This is a genomic window from Mycobacterium sp. OAE908, from assembly GCF_017872775.1.
In the GTDB taxonomy this organism is placed as follows: Bacteria; Actinomycetota; Actinomycetes; order Mycobacteriales; family Mycobacteriaceae; genus Mycobacterium.
In genome coordinates this window covers 3403565-3419351 of sequence record NZ_JAGGJL010000001.1, presented here as the reverse complement: position 1 = coordinate 3419351, position 15787 = coordinate 3403565, and the positions used below count along the sequence as shown (strand labels likewise).

The window sequence follows — 15787 nt, the reverse complement described above, 5'->3', positions numbered from 1 at the left end:
ATTCAGTTTCGGTCAGTTCGCTGCTCGCGGGCCAGACTACAAGCAGCATCGGGTGCACGAAGGCTCAGCTTGGCTACTGACCAGTAGCTTCTGTGCTGGGCGAACATAGGGAAATTCTCCCGATGTCTGGGCCGCAGTGCCACCGCGACGATGGCGTAGAGCGATCGAGAAACAAACCAGCCGGTGGCACCCAGTCAGTGGCATGCGATACCCTTCTCATCGGTCATGAGTGCCAGCGTCAAGCCCCGGCTTGCTGGCCGGCAACCCTCCAACCGCGGTGGGGTGCCCCGGGTGATTGACCAGGTTGAGTAGCCGCTACCGGCTACCGGCAAGCGCGGGTCCGTTGTGACGGGCCCCCAGAGACAGATGGAGGTCCGTTTCGTATGAGCACGCCAGATCCGACGGCCGGTTGGTCGTTCGAAACCAAACAGGTCCACGCCGGTCAGACGCCCGACATCGCGACGAACGCGCGGGCGCTGCCGATCTACCAGACCACGTCGTACACGTTCAACAGCACCGAGCACGCCGCCGCCCTGTTCGGCCTCGCCGAGCCCGGCAACATCTACACCCGGATCATGAATCCGACGCAGGACGTCGTCGAGCAGCGCATCGCGGCCCTCGAAGGCGGCGTCGCCGCGCTGTTCCTCGCGTCCGGTCAGGCCGCTGAGCACTTCGCGATCCTCAACCTCGCCAACGCGGGCGACCACATCGTGTCCAGCCCGCGGCTCTACGGCGGCACCTACAACCTGTTCCACTACACGCTGCCGAAGATGGGCATCGAGGTCAGCTTCGTCGAGAACCCCGACGATCTGGAGTCCTGGCGGGCTGCGGTCAAGCCGAACACCAAGGCGTTCTTCGGCGAGACCATCTCGAACCCGCAGAACGACATCCTCGACATCCCGAACGTCGCGGCCGTCGCGCACGAAGCCGGTGTGCCGTTGATCGTCGACAACACCGTCGCGACCCCGTACCTGATTCAGCCGCTGTCCCACGGCGCCGACATCGTCGTGCACTCGGCGACGAAGTACCTGGGCGGACACGGCGCGGCGATCGCAGGCGTGATCGTCGACGGCGGCACCTTCGACTGGACCAACGGCAAGTTCCCCGGCTTCACCACCCCGGACCCCAGCTACCACGGCGTGGTGTTCGCCGAACTCGGCCCGCCGGCGTTCGCGTTGAAGGCAAGGGTGCAGCTGCTGCGCGATCTCGGCTCGGCTGCCGCGCCGTTCAACGCGTTCCTCGTCGCACAAGGGCTGGAGACGCTGAGCCTGCGCGTTGAACGCCATGTGGAAAATGCACAAAAGGTGGCGGAATTCCTCGCAGGACATCCGGACGTGACATCGGTGAACTACGCGGGGCTGCCGAGCTCGCCGTGGTACGAGCTCGGAAAGAAGCTGGCCCCCAAGGGAACCGGCGCAGTGCTGGCGTTCGAGCTGGCCGGCGGTATCGACGCGGGCAAGGCGTTCGTCAACGCGTTGACGCTGCACAGTCACGTCGCGAACATCGGTGACGTGCGGTCGCTGGTGATCCATCCGGCGTCGACGACGCACGCCCAGCTCACCCCCGAGGAGCAGTTGGCCACCGGCGTGACCCCCGGCCTGGTGCGGCTCGCCGTCGGCATCGAGGGCATCGACGACATCCTGGCCGACCTTGAGCAGGGCTTCGCCGCGGCCAAGCCGTTCAGCACCTCCGCGGGCGCAGACCCGAAGACCGCGGCGGCGTTCTGATGACGGTCATCGACATGAGCACCGTGACGCTGCCTGCCGAGGGTGAAGTCGGCTACGTGGACATCGGCCCGCTGACGCTGGAGAACGGCGCCGTGATCGACGACGTCACGATCGCCGTGCAGCGGTGGGGCGAGTTGTCGCCCAACCGCGACAACGTCGTCGTCGTCCTGCACGCCCTGACCGGCGACTCACACGTCACCGGCCCCAGCGGCCCTGGTGACGAGACCGAAGGCTGGTGGGAAGGTGTTGCCGGCCCGGGGGCACCGATCGACACCGACCGCTGGTGTGCGGTGGCCACCAACGTGTTGGGCGGCTTTCGCGGGTCGACGGGCCCGAGTTCGCCCGCGCCGGACGGGAAGCCTTGGGGCTCAAGGTTTCCGCTGATTTCTGTGCGCGATCAGGTCGAGGCCGACGTCGCCGCGCTGGCGGCGCTCGGCATCACCGAGGTCGCCGCGGTGGTCGGCGGGTCGATGGGCGGTGCTCGGGCGCTGGAGTGGATCGTGAGCTACCCGGACGCGGTGCGCGCGGCGCTGGTGTTGGCCGTCGGCGCTCGCGCGACCGCAGACCAGATCGGCACACAGAGCACGCAGATCGCGGCCATCAAATCGGATCCGGGCTGGCAGAACGGTGACTACTACGGCACCGGACGTTCGCCGGATCTCGGCATGCAGATCGCGCGGAGGTTTGCGCATCTGACGTATCGAGGCGAGCCCGAACTGGACGCGCGGTTCGGCAACGATCCGCAGGGCGACGAGGATCCGGCGAAGGGCGGCCGCTACGCGGTGCAGAGCTATCTGGAGCACCAGGGCCGCAAGCTGCTGGCCCGCTTCGACGCCGGCACCTACGTGGCGCTCAGTGAATCGCTGTCCAGTCACGACGTGGGCCGCGGTCGCGGCGGCATCGAGGCGGCGCTGCGCGGCTGCCCGGTTCCGACCGTCGTCGGCGGCATCACCTCAGACCGGCTGTACCCGCTTCGGCTGCAGGAGGAATTGGCCGAGCTGTTGCCTGGTTGTACCGAGCTGAACGTGGTCGACTCGATTTACGGCCACGACGGATTCCTCTTGGAGACCGAGGCGGTGGGCAAGTTGATACGTCGGACCTTGGAGCTGGCCGAGCGGTGACCGACCCCAGGCAGCAGCGTTCACTGTCGTTCGGCGTAGAAGCCGCGGCATACGAGCGCGGCCGACCGTCGTACCCACCCGAAGCGATCGACTGGCTGCTACCCGGCAACGCGCGCGACGTGCTGGATCTCGGCGCCGGCACCGGAAAGCTGACCACGCGGCTCGTCGAGCGTGGCCTCGGTGTGGTCGCGGTCGATCCCATTCCGGAAATGCTCGAGCTGCTGAGCAACTCGCTGCCGGACACGCCCGCGCTGCTGGGCACGGCCGAGGACATTCCGCTGCCCGACGACAGCGTCGACGTCGTGCTGGTGGCTCAGGCCTGGCACTGGTTCGACCCGGAACTCGCCGCCAAGGAGATCGCGCGCGTGCTACGGCCGGGCGGCAGGCTCGGCCTGGTGTGGAACGCGCGCGACGAGCGGATGGGCTGGGTGAAGGATCTCGGCCGCATCATCGGCCACGAGGACGCGCAGTTCCACGACAAGGTGACGCTGCCGACGCCGTTCACCGATGTCGAGCGGCGCAAGGTCGAGTGGACGAGTTACCTGACGCCGCAGGCGCTCATCGACCTCGTCGCGTCGCGCAGCTACTGCATCACGTCGCCGGAGAAGGTGCGCACCACGACGCTGGATCGCGTGCGCGAGCTGCTGGCGACCCATCCCGCGTTGGCCAACACCAACGGCCTTGCGTTGCCGTACGTCACGGTCGGCATCAGGGCGACGCTGGCCTGACGCCCACAAGACCGTTCGTCGAGATCAGACTTGTTGCACGGCTTTCGGCGTTTCGCGTACCGGAACCTTATTTCGGCGAACGTATGTAGTCGCCGATGAGGGCGGTGCCCGGGCCTGGTTTGGCGCCTGGCCCCGGCGAGTGAATCGCGTTGGCGGCGTTCAGTTCTCCCCCGCATTCGGCGCACACCGTCTTCGCAGTGGTGACGTGGCCGCAGTCGGCATGCACGATCAGCGCAGGCGGCCCGTCGAGTGACAGCCACTTGTCGCCGAATGCCAACAAGGTGGCAATGACGGGATACAGGTCGCGGCCCTTGTCGGTCAGCACGTACTCGTGGCGGGCCGGCGCGCTTTGGTATTGACGCCGCTCGACGACGCCGTTTCGTTCGAGCTCGGCCAGCCGGGCGGCCAGGATGTTCGATGCGATTCCGAGGTCGCGACGGATGTCCTCGAACTTCGTCATTCCGGCGAACAGGTCGCGCACGATCAACGGTGTCCACCGCTGGCCGATCACGTCGACGGCGCGTGCGATCGAGCATGAGATGTCCGCGAACTCCGGCTTCGACATGGGGCCATCGTAGTCCATTGCAAATTGCAATTGAGCTGGTTACGTTGGGTGCATGGCACACATGCAAACCGATGACGCAGTTGCTGCCTTCATGGCGGCCACCAAGGCCCGCGACATCGACCAAATGGTGAGCGCCCTTGCGCCCGATGTCGAACTGGCCTCTCCGCTGTTCGGCTGCATGGTCTTCCGCGGGCGCGATGACCTGCGGGTGCTACTCGGTGCCGTCTACGGCGGGCTGTCCAACCTTGTCTGGCGCGAGGTCATCGGCGAGGGCACGACGCGAGTAGCGGTGAGCGATGCGCGCATTGCCGGCGTCACGATCACCGACGCGATGGTGCTCGAGCTTGACGATGCGGGGCTGATCGTGCGGATCCGCCCTCACCTCAAGCCATGGCTGGCCATCACGCTGTTCGCTCTTCTGCTGGGGCCGAAGATCGCTCGCCACCCCGGCGTACTTCGCCGCGCCCTGCGGCGCTGACACCGAACCACCGCTGCAGCGCGTCACGCAACCGGCGCTCCGCGTCGACGTCGAAAGTGTCCGCCGCCCAAGCGACGTAGCCATCGGGTCTGATGAGCAGCGCACAGGCCTCGAAGTCCGGCACCTCGCCTGTCACGACATCGATCCGATCGACGGTCTGGCCGATGCGTCCGCCGGACAGGTCGAGCAGGACCGGACGGGCGTGATGCAGCAGCTCGCTGACGCGACGTCCGTCGCCAAGCGTCACGTCCGGCACCAGCCGACCCGATAGCGGATGGCTGTCACCGGTGTCGTAGGCCACGTCGGAGCCCGCGAGCAGGTGCGCCATGTGCTCGGCGACGCTCGGCAGTTGCAGGAGCTCGTTGAAAAGCTTTCGCAGAGCGCCGATCTCGGGTCCGGGGCCAAAGAGAGCGGTCTGCGACATGGAGTGCATCATCACCCGCTCGCCGACTGGATACCGTTCGCTCTGGTAGGTGTCGAGCAGATCCTCGGGGGCCCAGCCGTTGACCGCGGCGGCCAGTTTCCAGCCGAGGTTCATCGCATCCTGCAAACCGAGATTCAAGCCGGGCCCGCCCATCGCCGAGTGCACGTGCGCGGAATCACCAACCAGAAAGACGTTTCCGACGCGATAGCGGTCGGCTTGCCGGCTGTTCTGACCAGCGATGCGGCGCAGCGCATTTGGTTTGCCGTCGTCAGGCAATTCCATGGGCAGGTCGACACCGAGCACCCGCCGCGCGCTGTCGCGCAGTTCGTCGATGGTCATCGGCACAGCCTCGTCAGCAGGATTGCCGAACTCGATCGTGCCGACCATCGGGCGGTCGGGTTCGAACGGGGCATAGATCAGCCCACCGTTGTCGAGCCGGTTGTGACCGAAGGGCAGCCGGCCCACACCAGGCAACTCGATATCGCCGCTGGCGGTGCGGACTTCGTCAGGCAGACGCACATGGGCGATCCGCGCGACAGTGTTCGACGTGTGACCGGGGAAGTCGATGCCCACCATCTTGCGGACCGTGCTGCGGCCGCCGTCGGCGCCGACGAGGTAGGTGGTCTCCAACGTGTATGTTTCGTCGGAGGTCGAGACGTTGACTTTCACACCGTCCGAACGGGATTCGAGGCCGATCAACTCGTGGCCCCAGCGGATGTCGACGCCGAGTTCACGGGCGCGCGCGTCGAGGTGTCGGACAAGCTGCGGCTGGCCCATCATCAGTGCGTACATCGGGTTGTCCGCCATGCCGAACAGCGGCACGGACATGCCGCTGAAGATCCACTCGGGCAGCGGCTTCGGCGGCTCGGTTGAACCCGTGAACCGTTCGTACAGGCCGCGCATGTCCAGTAGCCGAATGACCTGGCCGACCATGCCGTTGGCCTTGGGCTCGTCGCTGGGCGCGGGCAGTCGCTCGAGCACCACTGGCCGCACACCGGCCAGCGCCAGTTCGCACGCCAGCATCAAACCGTTCGGCCCGGCGCCTGAAATGACAACGGACACTGGGTTTTCTGACATCGGCATTACCTTTCGGGCAGTCCGGCCGCGACATCGGTCAAGCCGCGGCGAAGGAGTTCGGTATAGGCCACCGGCGGGTCGGCATTGGCGTAGGTCTCCATTGCCGTTTCACCGACCGCGCGAACGACGGCGGCGACAAGCCGCGGATACATATCGCGAACGGGATCGGTCCCGGTGCGTTCGGCGATCGCATCGACCCAGTCCTCGAACAGGTGCCGCGTCAACGCGGCCCGCATGTCCCGGGCGGCCAGGAGCTCACGGATGACGGCCAGTTCCTCAGGAGTCGGCCTGACGTCGGTTGCGCCTGCAGCCTCGAGCGGCGCGAGCATGGATTCGGTGATCGCCGACCACAGCGGCTCGTCGGCGGGCCGCTCCCGGAAGACCTCGAGGCTGCGTCGCGTGCGATCGATCTGCCGGAAGGAGATCGCCTCGTACTTGCCTGCGAAATAGTTGTTGAACGTTCGCAGTGAAACACCGGCTCGGTTGGCGATGTCCTCGCGGGTGACGTTGTCCAATCCGCGTTCCAACGCCAGCGCCAATGCCGCGTCGCTCAAAGCCCACCGGGTCCCGAGTTTCTTGCGCTCGCGGAGCCCCAACGCGGTGTCCATGCGACCAGGCTAGCCAAAACTTGCCTGGTAGGCAAAATTGCCCGACAGGCAATTTTCCAGCATGCCAGAACGCTTCACTTCGTAGCCAGAAATGGAGTAGTCGACTACCCCATCCACGCGGGCGCCCGTACCGGAATATGGCCCTATACGCATTGCCGACGAGAACTTCGGCTGCGCCTCACGAAGGGAACTAACGATGAACCGAGTTTCGCGGATCGCGACGACTGTGGTGGCGTCTGGTGCTCTGGGTCTGGCCGCATTCGGGCTGGGCGCCGGCGTCGCCCAAGCAGATACCTGGTGTCCGGGCCAGCCAGTCCCCGGAGGTTTTGTAGACGTTGACTGGGACTGGACGGTCTGCCACAACTACTACGCGATGTCGCGCGGCTATCCACCTCAGATCGTTGGACTGAAAGTCCAAGACGGCGCCATTGGCGGCAGCTGGCGCTTGGTCGCAGGCGAGGACACCAACGTCACGTGCCAATTCTTGGGGTGCCCTCGCCCGTAGCACCATAAATGGCCATTTCAGACAGAATGGCTAGAATGTCTGATATGGCCACTTTGACTTTTCGGAATCGCGACGGCGAGCTGGTCGACGTCCCGACCGTCGCCGCCACCCGCTTCAAGAACGAGTTCGGCTCGATTTTCGAGCAGGCCGCCCTCGGCGGGGCGGTCGCGATCACCAAGCACAACACGCCCAAGGCCGTGTTGTTGTCCTACGCCGAGTTCGAGGCGCTGACCAAGGCCAGCACACCCGCGCTGGACGATCTGTCCGCGGAGTTCGACCAACTGCTGGAGCGTATGCAGAGTCCGGAGTCGAAGAGCGCGATGGCGTCGGCGTTCGACGCCACCCCCGAACAACTCGGCCGCGCGGCGGTCAAGGCGGCCCGCGCCAAACGGTAAGCCGACCGGATGGCCCGCAAGGCCCAGGTACCGCGTCTGTACGTCCTCGCCGGGGTGAACGGCGCGGGCAAGAGCAGCATCGGTGGCGCAATGATCCGTGCGTCGGGCGCGGACTACTTCAATCCCGACGAGGCGGCTCAGAAGTTGATGGCCGCGAATCCCGGCCTCGACCAGGTCAAGGCCAACGCCGCGGCGTGGCATGAAGGCCGACGGCTGCTGGAGCGAGCGATCGCCGAACGCAAGGACTTCGCGTTCGAGACCACGCTCGGTGGCAGCACGATGCCGCGACTGCTCGCCGACGCCGCCGCCAACGGATTCGAGGTGCGCGTCTGGTACGTCGGACTGGCGAGCCCCGATCTGCACATCGAACGGGTCCGCAACCGCGTGCAGGCGGGCGGTCATGACATCCCGGAGTCCAGCATCCGGCGCCGGTGGCGGCACAGCAGGCTGAATCTGGTGCAGTTGCTGCCACACCTGACCGAACTTCGCGTCTACGACAACTCCGCAGATGCCGATCCAAAGGCCGGTCAGGCACCGCGGCCGGTGCTTGTTTTGCACCTCGACCACGGCGACATCGTTGGCCCGCCGGACCTTTCGTCGACCCCCGAATGGGCGAAGCCGATCGTCGCAGGTGCCCTGAAATTGGGGTGAAAAATCCAACGGCGATGAGTCTCGCCGCGGTTCCCAGTCTGTCTTCTCAAAACCAGCACACACTCGAGGAGAGCATCATGACCGCCACCTACACCTTCGACGTCTTCTCCAGCCTCGACGGCTACGGCGGCGTCAGCGGCGGCGACTGGGGCGGATATTGGGGTAAGCAAGGCCCCGAACTGCTAGACCACCGCCTCGGCTTGTATCAGGCCGAGCAGCGGATGGTGTTCGGCGCCAACACATATCGCGCGTTCACAGAGATACTGGCCTCAGACGAGGAGACGGTGCACGACCCATGGGTGACCCGCATGAGGAGCCTGCCGGCGACCGTCGTGTCCACAACTTTGAACGGGCCTCTCGACTGGCCGGACGCGACGATCGTGAGCGGTGACGCCGTCGACGTGGTCGCACGACTCAAAGACGAGTCCGATGTGCCGATGCGTTCGCATGGCAGCCTGTCGATGAACCGGGCTCTGATGGCCGCCGGCCTGGTCGACCGCATCCAGGTGACGATCTTTCCCGTCATCACCGGTCAGACAGGCGACGACGCCATCTTCGCGGGCGCAGCGGACTTCGATCTCGAGTTGATCGAGAGTCGGACGCTCGACGGTCATATCCAAGAGCTCATCTACCGCCCCAGCCTGCATGTCTGAGTGACTAGCTGGTGCCGAGCGGGTCGATCGTCCACGCGACGTAGAGCATGGCCGCGCTGACCGACGCGGTCGTGACGAAATCGATGGTCCTGCTGCGCACCGCCAGCAGACCCACCCGATCCTCGGGCAGCGCCAGCCGAAACGCCGCGGCCACACCGACGCCGATGGCGAGCACCAGTCCACCGCGCCGCCAGTAACCTGCGACCACCAATCCGAACGCGGCCGCAATGATGACGCCGACCAACAGGATCGGCCACTGCCCACCAAAAACCTTGCGGGCGAACTCTTTCAAGGTCATCGGTTCCTCGCGCGAGCGCTCGTCACTGTCACTGCAAGGCTTCGGCTCGCTCGACCACATTCGTCAGCAGGAAAGCGCGGGTCAGTGGGCCCACACCGCCGGGGTTGGGCGATACGTGACCGGCGACCTCCCACACGTCTGGCGCCACGTCGCCGACCAACTTTCCTTCGGCGTCCCGTGACACCCCGACGTCGACGACGGCGGCGCCAGGACGCACCATCTCGGCGGTGACCATGTGGGGCACTCCGGCGGCGGCGATGATGATGTCGGCCTCGCGCGTCAGCTGCGGCAGATGCCGAGTTGCGGTGTGGCACAACGTGACTGTCGCGTTCTCCGACCGTCTCGTCAGCAGCAGACCCAGCGGTCTGCCGACGGTGACACCACGCCCGATCACCACGACCTGTGCGCCTGCGATCTCAACCTCGTAGCGGCGCAACAGATGCACGATGCCGCGCGGGGTACACGGCAGCGGCGCCGGCTCGTTGAGGACCAGCCTGCCGAGATTGGTCGGATGCAGCCCGTCGGCGTCCTTGCCCGGGTCGACACGCTCCAAAGCGGCGTTCTCGTTGAGGTGCTTGGGCAGCGGCAGCTGCACGATGTAGCCCGTGCATTCGGGGTTGGCGTTGAGTTCGTCGATGGTCTCGTCGAGCTTGGCCTGGCTGATGTCGGCGGGCAGATCGCGGCGGATCGAGTTGATGCCGACCTTGGCGCAGTCGGCGTGCTTGCCCCGCACGTAGGCGTGGGAGCCGGGGTCGTCACCGACCAGGACCGTGCCCAACCCTGGGGTCCGGCCCGCCGCGGTCAGCGCCGCCACCCGTTCCTTCAGGTCGACGAAGATCTCGTCGCGCGTGGCCTTACCGTCCAGTGTCATCGCACCCACGGATCACATTGTGGCAGGCTCCCCTGCATGGACACTCCCCGGAATGTGTTCACCCCGGCCAAGCTCGGCCCGGTGACGCTGCGCAACCGCATCATCAAGGCGGCGACGTTCGAGGCGTCGTCGCCGAACGCGCTCGTCACCGACGACCTCATCACCTATCACCGGCTGCCCGCAGCGGGCGGCGTGGGGATGACCACCGTCGCGTACCTGGCCGTGTCGAAAGGCGGGCGCACCGAGGGCAACGTGATCTGGTGGCGCCCCGAGGCCATCCCCGGGCTGCAGAAACTCACGGCGGCCATCCATGCCGAGGGCGCGGCGATCAGCGCGCAGATCGGTCACGCCGGGCCGGTGGCCAATGCCCGGTCGACGAAAGCGACGGCGTACGCACCGGTGCGGTTCTTCAATCCGCTCTCCATGCGCTTCGCAAAAAAGGCCACCAAAGACGACATCGACAACATCATCAAGGCGCACGCCGACGCGGCGCGCTACGCGATCGACGCCGGATTCGACGCGGTCGAGATCCACCTCGGCCACAACTATTTCGCTAGCTCCTTCCTCAGCCCGCTGATCAACCGCCGCGCCGACGAATTCGGCGGATCGCTGGAGAACCGCGCGAAGGTGGCGCGCGGCATGGTGCTGGCCGTGCGGCGGGCGGTCAAGGACCAGATCGCGGTGACGGCCAAACTCAACATGTCCGACGGTGTGCGTGGCGGCATTTCGACGGAGGAGTCGCTGCAGACCGCCAAGTGGCTCGAGTCCGACGGCGCCCTGGACGCGATCGAGTTGACCGCGGGCAGCTCACTGGTCAACCCGATGTATCTGTTCCGCGGCGACGCTCCGGTGAAGCAGTTCGCGAGTGCGTTCAAACCGCCGCTGCGGTGGGGCATCCGGATGACGGGCAAGAAGTTCTTCCGCGAGTACCCCTACCGCGAGGCGTACCTACTGCGCGACGCCAAGCTGTTTCGCGCCGAGTTGAAGATGCCGCTGATCCTGCTGGGCGGCATCACCAACCGCGAGACCATGGACCTCGCGATGGCCGAGGGGTTCGACTTCGTCGCGATGGGCCGGGCGCTGCTGGCCGAACCTGATCTGATCAACCGCATCCGGGCCGACAGCGCTGTTCGATCGGCGTGCACGCACTGCAACATCTGCATGTCGACGATCTACAGCCACACCCACTGCGTGGTCACCGGATCACCGGATCGCGTCGCAATCGGCTAACCGCCGGCAGATCCTCGCGGCTCCACGAACGCGACCATGGGCTCCTTGTGGATCACCCATCCCCAGCCCTGCAGGATCATCAGTTCCTTCGCCGAGAAGATGTAGGTGAACTTGTCGTTGCGGGCCACATACTTCCCGCCCTCCACCCCGGCGCCGGGCACCTTGAGCGCGTAATCGTCCTTCACCCGCATACCGCGGTATTCGTAGTGGCCCTTGCCATCGACGCAGATCACCACCAGCGATTGCTCGGTACGCCCGAGCGCGACGGCGGACTTCGGCCCGTCGCAGCGGGCCGCCCTGTCGATGAACCCGCGATCGTCGGTGGCAAACGCGCCGGGCTCGGCGCCTGCCTTTGACAACTGATTCGCCAGCAGCAGCGCGACGATGAGACCGGCGCAGACCAAGAGCACCGGGAGCATCGCTCGCCCCAGTTTGCCGTGGCGCCATGGCGTGGCCTTCACAGACCGCATGCCTAACCAGAGCATGCTCGCGCTTGTGAGCGTGCGCGACGCGCCGTGGCGTGGCCGAAAAGTTAACTAGACCGTATAAGTGCCCGCGCGCATCGTTCGACGATCGCCTCCGCGCTCGCCGGGATCGGCTTTCCCGCGGCCAGGTGCCTGCGCACGACCGCATACGGGATATCGATCACCGCCGCGTTGACCAGGTCTGGGTCAACGCTCACGTCGGCCAGATTCCTGCGCAGCGCACGCTGCAGCCGTTTGTGGCGACCTGCCAGTTCGTCGGGCCACTCGGCGGCGCCAAGGGCGTCGGCACCCGCTAGCAGCACCTGAGCCTCAATCGGGTGGTCGCCGCACCACTGCACCGTGAACCGCGCCGCGGCCACACATCTCTTCTGCGGGTCGGCCGAGCTCGATAGCGCCGCGGTGAACCCGGCGTGAAACCTCTCCTCGGTGCGCAGCCACAGTTCGCCGCACAGGGCCGCGCGCGTGGGGAAGCGGTGATACATCGACCCGCTCGGTGCGCCTGCCGCGCGGGCGACCGCCGACATGGTCACCGCCGCCGGGCCCTCGGCGGCCAGCAGCGCCGCGGCGGCGTCCAACAGCTCGTCGAGGGCGAAGATCGCGGGCCGCGGCATTGCCCCACTCTATAGTAGAGAGTAGTCTCTAAAACAGATTGGAGGTCGCATGCCTACTCCCACCGCAGTGGCTCGCCGGCTTTACGACGCGATGGCGCACGCCGACGGTGAAGCCCTATTCGGTTTGCTCACAGAGGATTTCGTCGGCATCGTCAGCGCAGGCATGCCACACGGTGTCGGCGGTGAGCATCGCGGCCCGGCCGACATGATCACCGGCGTATGGGCTCGCATCGCGTCCGTCTACGACATGCACGTCGATCCGCTGGACTATCTGCCGGTCGACGATGAGCGGGTGGTGGTGCTCGGCCGGTACTGGGGCCCAGCCCGCGACGGCGGTTCGACCGTCGACGCCGCCTTCGCCCACATCATCACCACACGCGGGGACCGGATCGCGGAGCTGCGACAGATCACCGACACTGCAAGATGGAGCATCGGGCAGGCGACCTGACGCGCCCCACCGAGCAGCACTCCATCCGGCCTCGGGACCGATAGAGTCGGTGCCGATGAGCCGACCAAACCCACCCGCGCTGACCGTTCGGCACGAGGGATCGACGCGGACCTTTTCGCCGGGCAACGACGTTGTGGTCGGCCGCGACCTGCGCGCCGACGTCCGCGTCGGAAACCCGCTGATCTCACGCGCACACCTGGTGCTGCGATTCGACCAGGGTCGCTGGGTCGCGATCGACAACGGCAGCCTGAATGGCCTCTACGTCAACGGCCACCGGGTGCCGACGGCCGATATCCACGACGGCATGCAGGTCAACATCGGCAACCCCGACGGTCCGGGGCTGTCGTTCGAGGTCGGTCGCCACCAGGGATCGGCCGGCATGCCGCCGCAGACCACATCGGTGCCGGTGGCGTCTCGGCCAAGCCCGGCGTACCCCATGCAGCCACCGACGTCGCGACCGCACACCCCTCCCCCGCAGCCGCCGGTGTACCCGTCGGGCCAGCAGGCGCGCTACCCGTCCGGTCCGCACTCCTATCCGAGCGGACCGGCGTATCCGCCGAGCACACCGCAGCAGGCCCGGCCCGCCGCCGTGTCGCAGCCGTCGATCTCCTCGCCCAGCCTGGAGTCCGTCACCCAGATGGGTCCGACGGCCGCGCCGCGCACGAGCGAGGGCAACCTCGCGACGAGCATGCTCAAGATCCTGCGGCCCGGCGGTGCGCCCAAGGCGCCCCCGGGGTCGATCAAGATCGGGCGGGCCACCGACAACGACATCGTCATTCCCGATGTGCTGGCGGGCCGCCATCACGCGACATTGGTGACCACTGGCAGCGGCACGGAGATTATCGACAACCGCAGCATCAACGGCACTTTCGTCAACGGTGCGCGCGTTGAGTCGGCGGTCCTACACGACGGTGACACCGTCACGATCGGCAACGTCGACCTGGTTTTCCGCGGCGGCACGCTGGTTCGCCGCACCGAGACCGAGGCAGCGACCCGCACCGGCGGCCTCGAGGTGCATGGCGTCACATGGACCATCGAGGGCAACAAGACGCTGCTGGACAACATCTCGATCTCCGCCCGGCCTGGCACGCTGACCGCGGTCATCGGGCCTTCAGGCGCGGGCAAGTCGACGTTCGCGCGCCTGGTGGCGGGCTACACCCATCCGACGACGGGCACGGTTTCGTTCGAGGGCCACGACATTCACGCGGAGTACGCATCGCTGCGTTCCCGCATCGGCATGGTGCCCCAAGACGACGTGGTGCACGGCCAGCTGACCGTCAGCCAGGCGCTGATGTATGCCGCTGAGCTTCGACTGCCGCCGGACACCTCCAAGGAGGACCGCGCCCAGGTCGTCGCTCAGGTGCTCGACGAACTCGAGATGACCAAGCACCGCGAAACGCGGGTGGACAAGCTGTCCGGCGGCCAACGCAAGCGTGCGTCGGTGGCCATGGAACTGCTCACCGGGCCGTCGCTGCTGATCCTCGACGAGCCGACGTCCGGCCTTGACCCGGCGCTGGACCGTCAGGTGATGACGATGCTGCGCCAACTGGCTGACGCAGGCCGTGTGGTGCTGGTTGTCACGCACTCGCTGACGTATCTCGATGTCTGCGACCAGGTGCTGCTGCTGGCTCCCGGCGGCAAGACGGCGTTCTACGGGCCGCCCAACCAGATCGGCGCGTCGATGGGCACCACCAACTGGGCCGACATCTTCAGCACTGTCGCAAGCGATCCCGATGCCGCGAACAAGCGGTTCATCGCACAGCACGGCCCGCCGCCGCCGCAGCCACCGGCGCAGAAACCCGCAGACCTCGGCCAGCCGACGAAAACCAGTCTGCCACGGCAGTTTTCGACGATCGCGCGCCGTCAGATGCGGCTGATCGTTTCCGATCGCGGCTACTTCATCTTCCTGGCGTTCCTGCCGTTCATCATGGGCGTGCTGTCGTTGTCGGTGCCCGGCGACGTCGGATTCGGCGTGCCCGTTCCCGCGATAAAGGGCGGCGAGGCGCCCAACGAGCCGGGACAGATCCTGGTGCTGCTCAACGTCGGCGCGATCTTCATGGGCACTGCGCTGACGATCCGCGCGCTCATCGGCGAGCGGGCGATCTTCCTGCGCGAGCAGGCGGTTGGGCTGTCGACCTCCGCGTACATCTTGGCCAAGGTCTTCGTCTTCGCCGGGTTCGCGTTGTTGCAGTCGGCGATCGTCGTCGGCATCAACGTGTGGGGCAAGAAGTGGGGCCCGGGAGCCGTGACCAGCGGCGCCGTCATACCCCCTCGGACCCTGGAGCTTTACGTCGACGTCGCGGCGTGCTGTGTGGCCGCCGCGATGACGGGTTTGGCGCTCTCGGCGCTGGCCAAGTCGAACGAGCAGATCATGCCGCTGCTGGTGATCGCGATCATGTCGCAGTTGGTGTTCCAGGGCGGCATGATTCCGGTGACCGGCCGTATCGGCCTCGATCAGTTGTCCTGGATCACCCCGGCCCGCTGGGGGTTCGCGAGCACCGCGTCGACGATCGATCTGCTCAGACTCGTCCCCGGTCCGCTGACGCCGCAGGATTCGCACTGGAAACACCAGGCGGGCACGTGGTGGTTCAACATGGCCATGCTCGGTGCGATCTGCGTCGGCTACATCAGCTTCGTGCGCTGGAAGATTCGCCTCAAGGGCGGCTAGGCCACTGCGTGGCCGTCAGCGAGTCGTGCGAATTGGTGTCCAACTAGCTTGTGCCACATGGGTTTCGCGCTGCATGGCGACGGCCTTTCGGGATTGACGGCGAAAATCCAAGTTCTCGAACGGGAGGACGGCCGTTTCGCGGCCGCGGAATTGAATTTAAACGCGGCTGATCAATAGCGAATTCGGCCGGCAAGTCGCTCGCGCGAATATCGGTAAAGGCCGCCTGCGGTGCCTATGACGCGTA

General features: G+C 66.4%; 18 protein-coding genes and 1 riboswitch. Of the genes, 11 read left to right on the top strand and 7 right to left on the bottom strand.

Annotated elements, in window-relative coordinates:
- Window positions 1-221 precede the first annotated feature (221 nt).
- Window positions 222-341, top strand: a riboswitch (SAM riboswitch).
- A 42-nt stretch (window positions 342-383) separates the two neighbouring features.
- Genes J3E61_RS16820 through J3E61_RS16810 form a run of 3 tightly spaced genes read left to right on the top strand, consistent with a single transcriptional unit; the run spans window position 384 to window position 3576 of the window.
- Window positions 384-1727: a bifunctional o-acetylhomoserine/o-acetylserine sulfhydrylase gene (locus tag J3E61_RS16820; RefSeq protein ID WP_210084313.1), complete on the top strand. Its 1344-nt coding sequence runs from the start codon at window positions 384-386 to the stop codon at window positions 1725-1727.
- Window positions 1727-2848, top strand: a complete 1122-nt coding sequence (locus J3E61_RS16815) for a homoserine O-acetyltransferase (protein ID WP_210084312.1) — start codon at window positions 1727-1729, stop codon at window positions 2846-2848. Before J3E61_RS16820 ends, J3E61_RS16815 begins: the two co-directional genes overlap by 1 nt.
- Window positions 2845-3576, top strand: a complete 732-nt coding sequence (locus tag J3E61_RS16810) for a class I SAM-dependent methyltransferase (protein ID WP_210084311.1) — start codon at window positions 2845-2847, stop codon at window positions 3574-3576. Before J3E61_RS16815 ends, J3E61_RS16810 begins: the two co-directional genes overlap by 4 nt.
- A 67-nt stretch (window positions 3577-3643) precedes the next feature.
- On the opposite strand, the gene J3E61_RS16805 is transcribed toward J3E61_RS16810, so the two are convergent.
- Window positions 3644-4141 carry a helix-turn-helix transcriptional regulator gene (locus tag J3E61_RS16805; protein ID WP_210084310.1) on the bottom strand — a complete coding sequence of 166 codons (498 nt, stop codon included), beginning with the start codon at window positions 4139-4141 and terminating at the stop codon, window positions 3644-3646.
- Between the two features lie 61 nt (window positions 4142-4202).
- On the opposite strand from J3E61_RS16805, the gene J3E61_RS16800 reads away from it, so the two are divergent.
- Window positions 4203-4619, top strand: a complete 417-nt coding sequence (locus tag J3E61_RS16800; protein WP_210085593.1) for a nuclear transport factor 2 family protein — start codon at window positions 4203-4205, stop codon at window positions 4617-4619.
- On the opposite strand, the gene J3E61_RS16795 is transcribed toward J3E61_RS16800, so the two are convergent.
- A complete protein-coding gene (locus tag J3E61_RS16795; RefSeq protein WP_210084309.1) occupies window positions 4543-6120 on the bottom strand; it encodes an FAD-dependent monooxygenase in 1578 nt (525 codons plus the stop codon). The genes J3E61_RS16800 and J3E61_RS16795 overlap by 77 nt on opposite strands.
- Window positions 6121-6125: 5 nt before the next feature.
- On the bottom strand, window positions 6126-6728 hold the full coding sequence (locus J3E61_RS16790; RefSeq protein WP_210084308.1) for a TetR family transcriptional regulator: 603 nt from the start codon (window positions 6726-6728) through the stop codon (window positions 6126-6128).
- A 196-nt stretch (window positions 6729-6924) separates the two neighbouring features.
- On the opposite strand from J3E61_RS16790, the gene J3E61_RS16785 reads away from it, so the two are divergent.
- The 4 genes from J3E61_RS16785 to J3E61_RS16770 all read left to right on the top strand — a co-directional run bounded on the left by J3E61_RS16785 (window position 6925) and on the right by J3E61_RS16770 (window position 8932).
- Entirely contained in the window at window positions 6925-7233 is a 309-nt protein-coding gene (locus tag J3E61_RS16785) for a hypothetical protein (protein ID WP_192721873.1), read from the top strand.
- A 44-nt stretch (window positions 7234-7277) separates the two neighbouring features.
- Window positions 7278-7628 (top strand): type II toxin-antitoxin system Phd/YefM family antitoxin, encoded by a 351-nt coding sequence (locus J3E61_RS16780; RefSeq protein ID WP_210084307.1) that lies wholly within the window; start codon window positions 7278-7280, stop codon window positions 7626-7628.
- Between the two features lie 9 nt (window positions 7629-7637).
- Complete coding sequence (locus J3E61_RS16775; RefSeq protein ID WP_210084306.1) at window positions 7638-8279, top strand: zeta toxin family protein; 642 nt, start codon at window positions 7638-7640, stop codon at window positions 8277-8279.
- Between the two features lie 77 nt (window positions 8280-8356).
- Window positions 8357-8932 (top strand): dihydrofolate reductase family protein, encoded by a 576-nt coding sequence (locus J3E61_RS16770; protein WP_210084305.1) that lies wholly within the window; start codon window positions 8357-8359, stop codon window positions 8930-8932.
- Window positions 8933-8936: 4 nt separating this feature from the next.
- Here J3E61_RS16770 and J3E61_RS16765 read toward each other — a convergent pair whose 3' ends face one another.
- Both J3E61_RS16765 and J3E61_RS16760 read right to left on the bottom strand, forming a co-directional pair.
- Window positions 8937-9230, bottom strand: a complete 294-nt coding sequence (locus J3E61_RS16765; RefSeq protein ID WP_192721877.1) for a DUF3017 domain-containing protein — start codon at window positions 9228-9230, stop codon at window positions 8937-8939.
- A gap of 28 nt (window positions 9231-9258) precedes the next feature.
- Window positions 9259-10110: a bifunctional methylenetetrahydrofolate dehydrogenase/methenyltetrahydrofolate cyclohydrolase gene (locus tag J3E61_RS16760; protein WP_192721878.1), complete on the bottom strand. Its 852-nt coding sequence runs from the start codon at window positions 10108-10110 to the stop codon at window positions 9259-9261.
- A 27-nt stretch (window positions 10111-10137) separates the two neighbouring features.
- Here J3E61_RS16760 and J3E61_RS16755 point away from each other — a divergent pair, with 27 nt between their 5' ends.
- Complete coding sequence (locus tag J3E61_RS16755; RefSeq protein ID WP_210084304.1) at window positions 10138-11331, top strand: NADH:flavin oxidoreductase; 1194 nt, start codon at window positions 10138-10140, stop codon at window positions 11329-11331.
- On the opposite strand, the gene J3E61_RS16750 is transcribed toward J3E61_RS16755, so the two are convergent.
- On the bottom strand, window positions 11328-11801 hold the full coding sequence (locus J3E61_RS16750) for a hypothetical protein (RefSeq protein WP_210084303.1): 474 nt from the start codon (window positions 11799-11801) through the stop codon (window positions 11328-11330). The genes J3E61_RS16755 and J3E61_RS16750 overlap by 4 nt on opposite strands.
- 62 nt (window positions 11802-11863) lie before the next feature.
- Complete coding sequence (locus tag J3E61_RS16745; protein ID WP_210084302.1) at window positions 11864-12427, bottom strand: TetR/AcrR family transcriptional regulator; 564 nt, start codon at window positions 12425-12427, stop codon at window positions 11864-11866.
- Window positions 12428-12476: 49 nt separating this feature from the next.
- Between J3E61_RS16745 and J3E61_RS16740 the strand changes: the two genes are divergently transcribed.
- Both J3E61_RS16740 and J3E61_RS16735 read left to right on the top strand, forming a co-directional pair.
- A complete protein-coding gene (locus J3E61_RS16740; RefSeq protein WP_210084301.1) occupies window positions 12477-12875 on the top strand; it encodes a nuclear transport factor 2 family protein in 399 nt (132 codons plus the stop codon).
- 55 nt (window positions 12876-12930) lie between these two features.
- Window positions 12931-15543, top strand: a complete 2613-nt coding sequence (locus J3E61_RS16735) for an ATP-binding cassette domain-containing protein (protein WP_210084300.1) — start codon at window positions 12931-12933, stop codon at window positions 15541-15543.
- The last annotated feature ends 244 nt before the right edge of the window (window positions 15544-15787 follow it).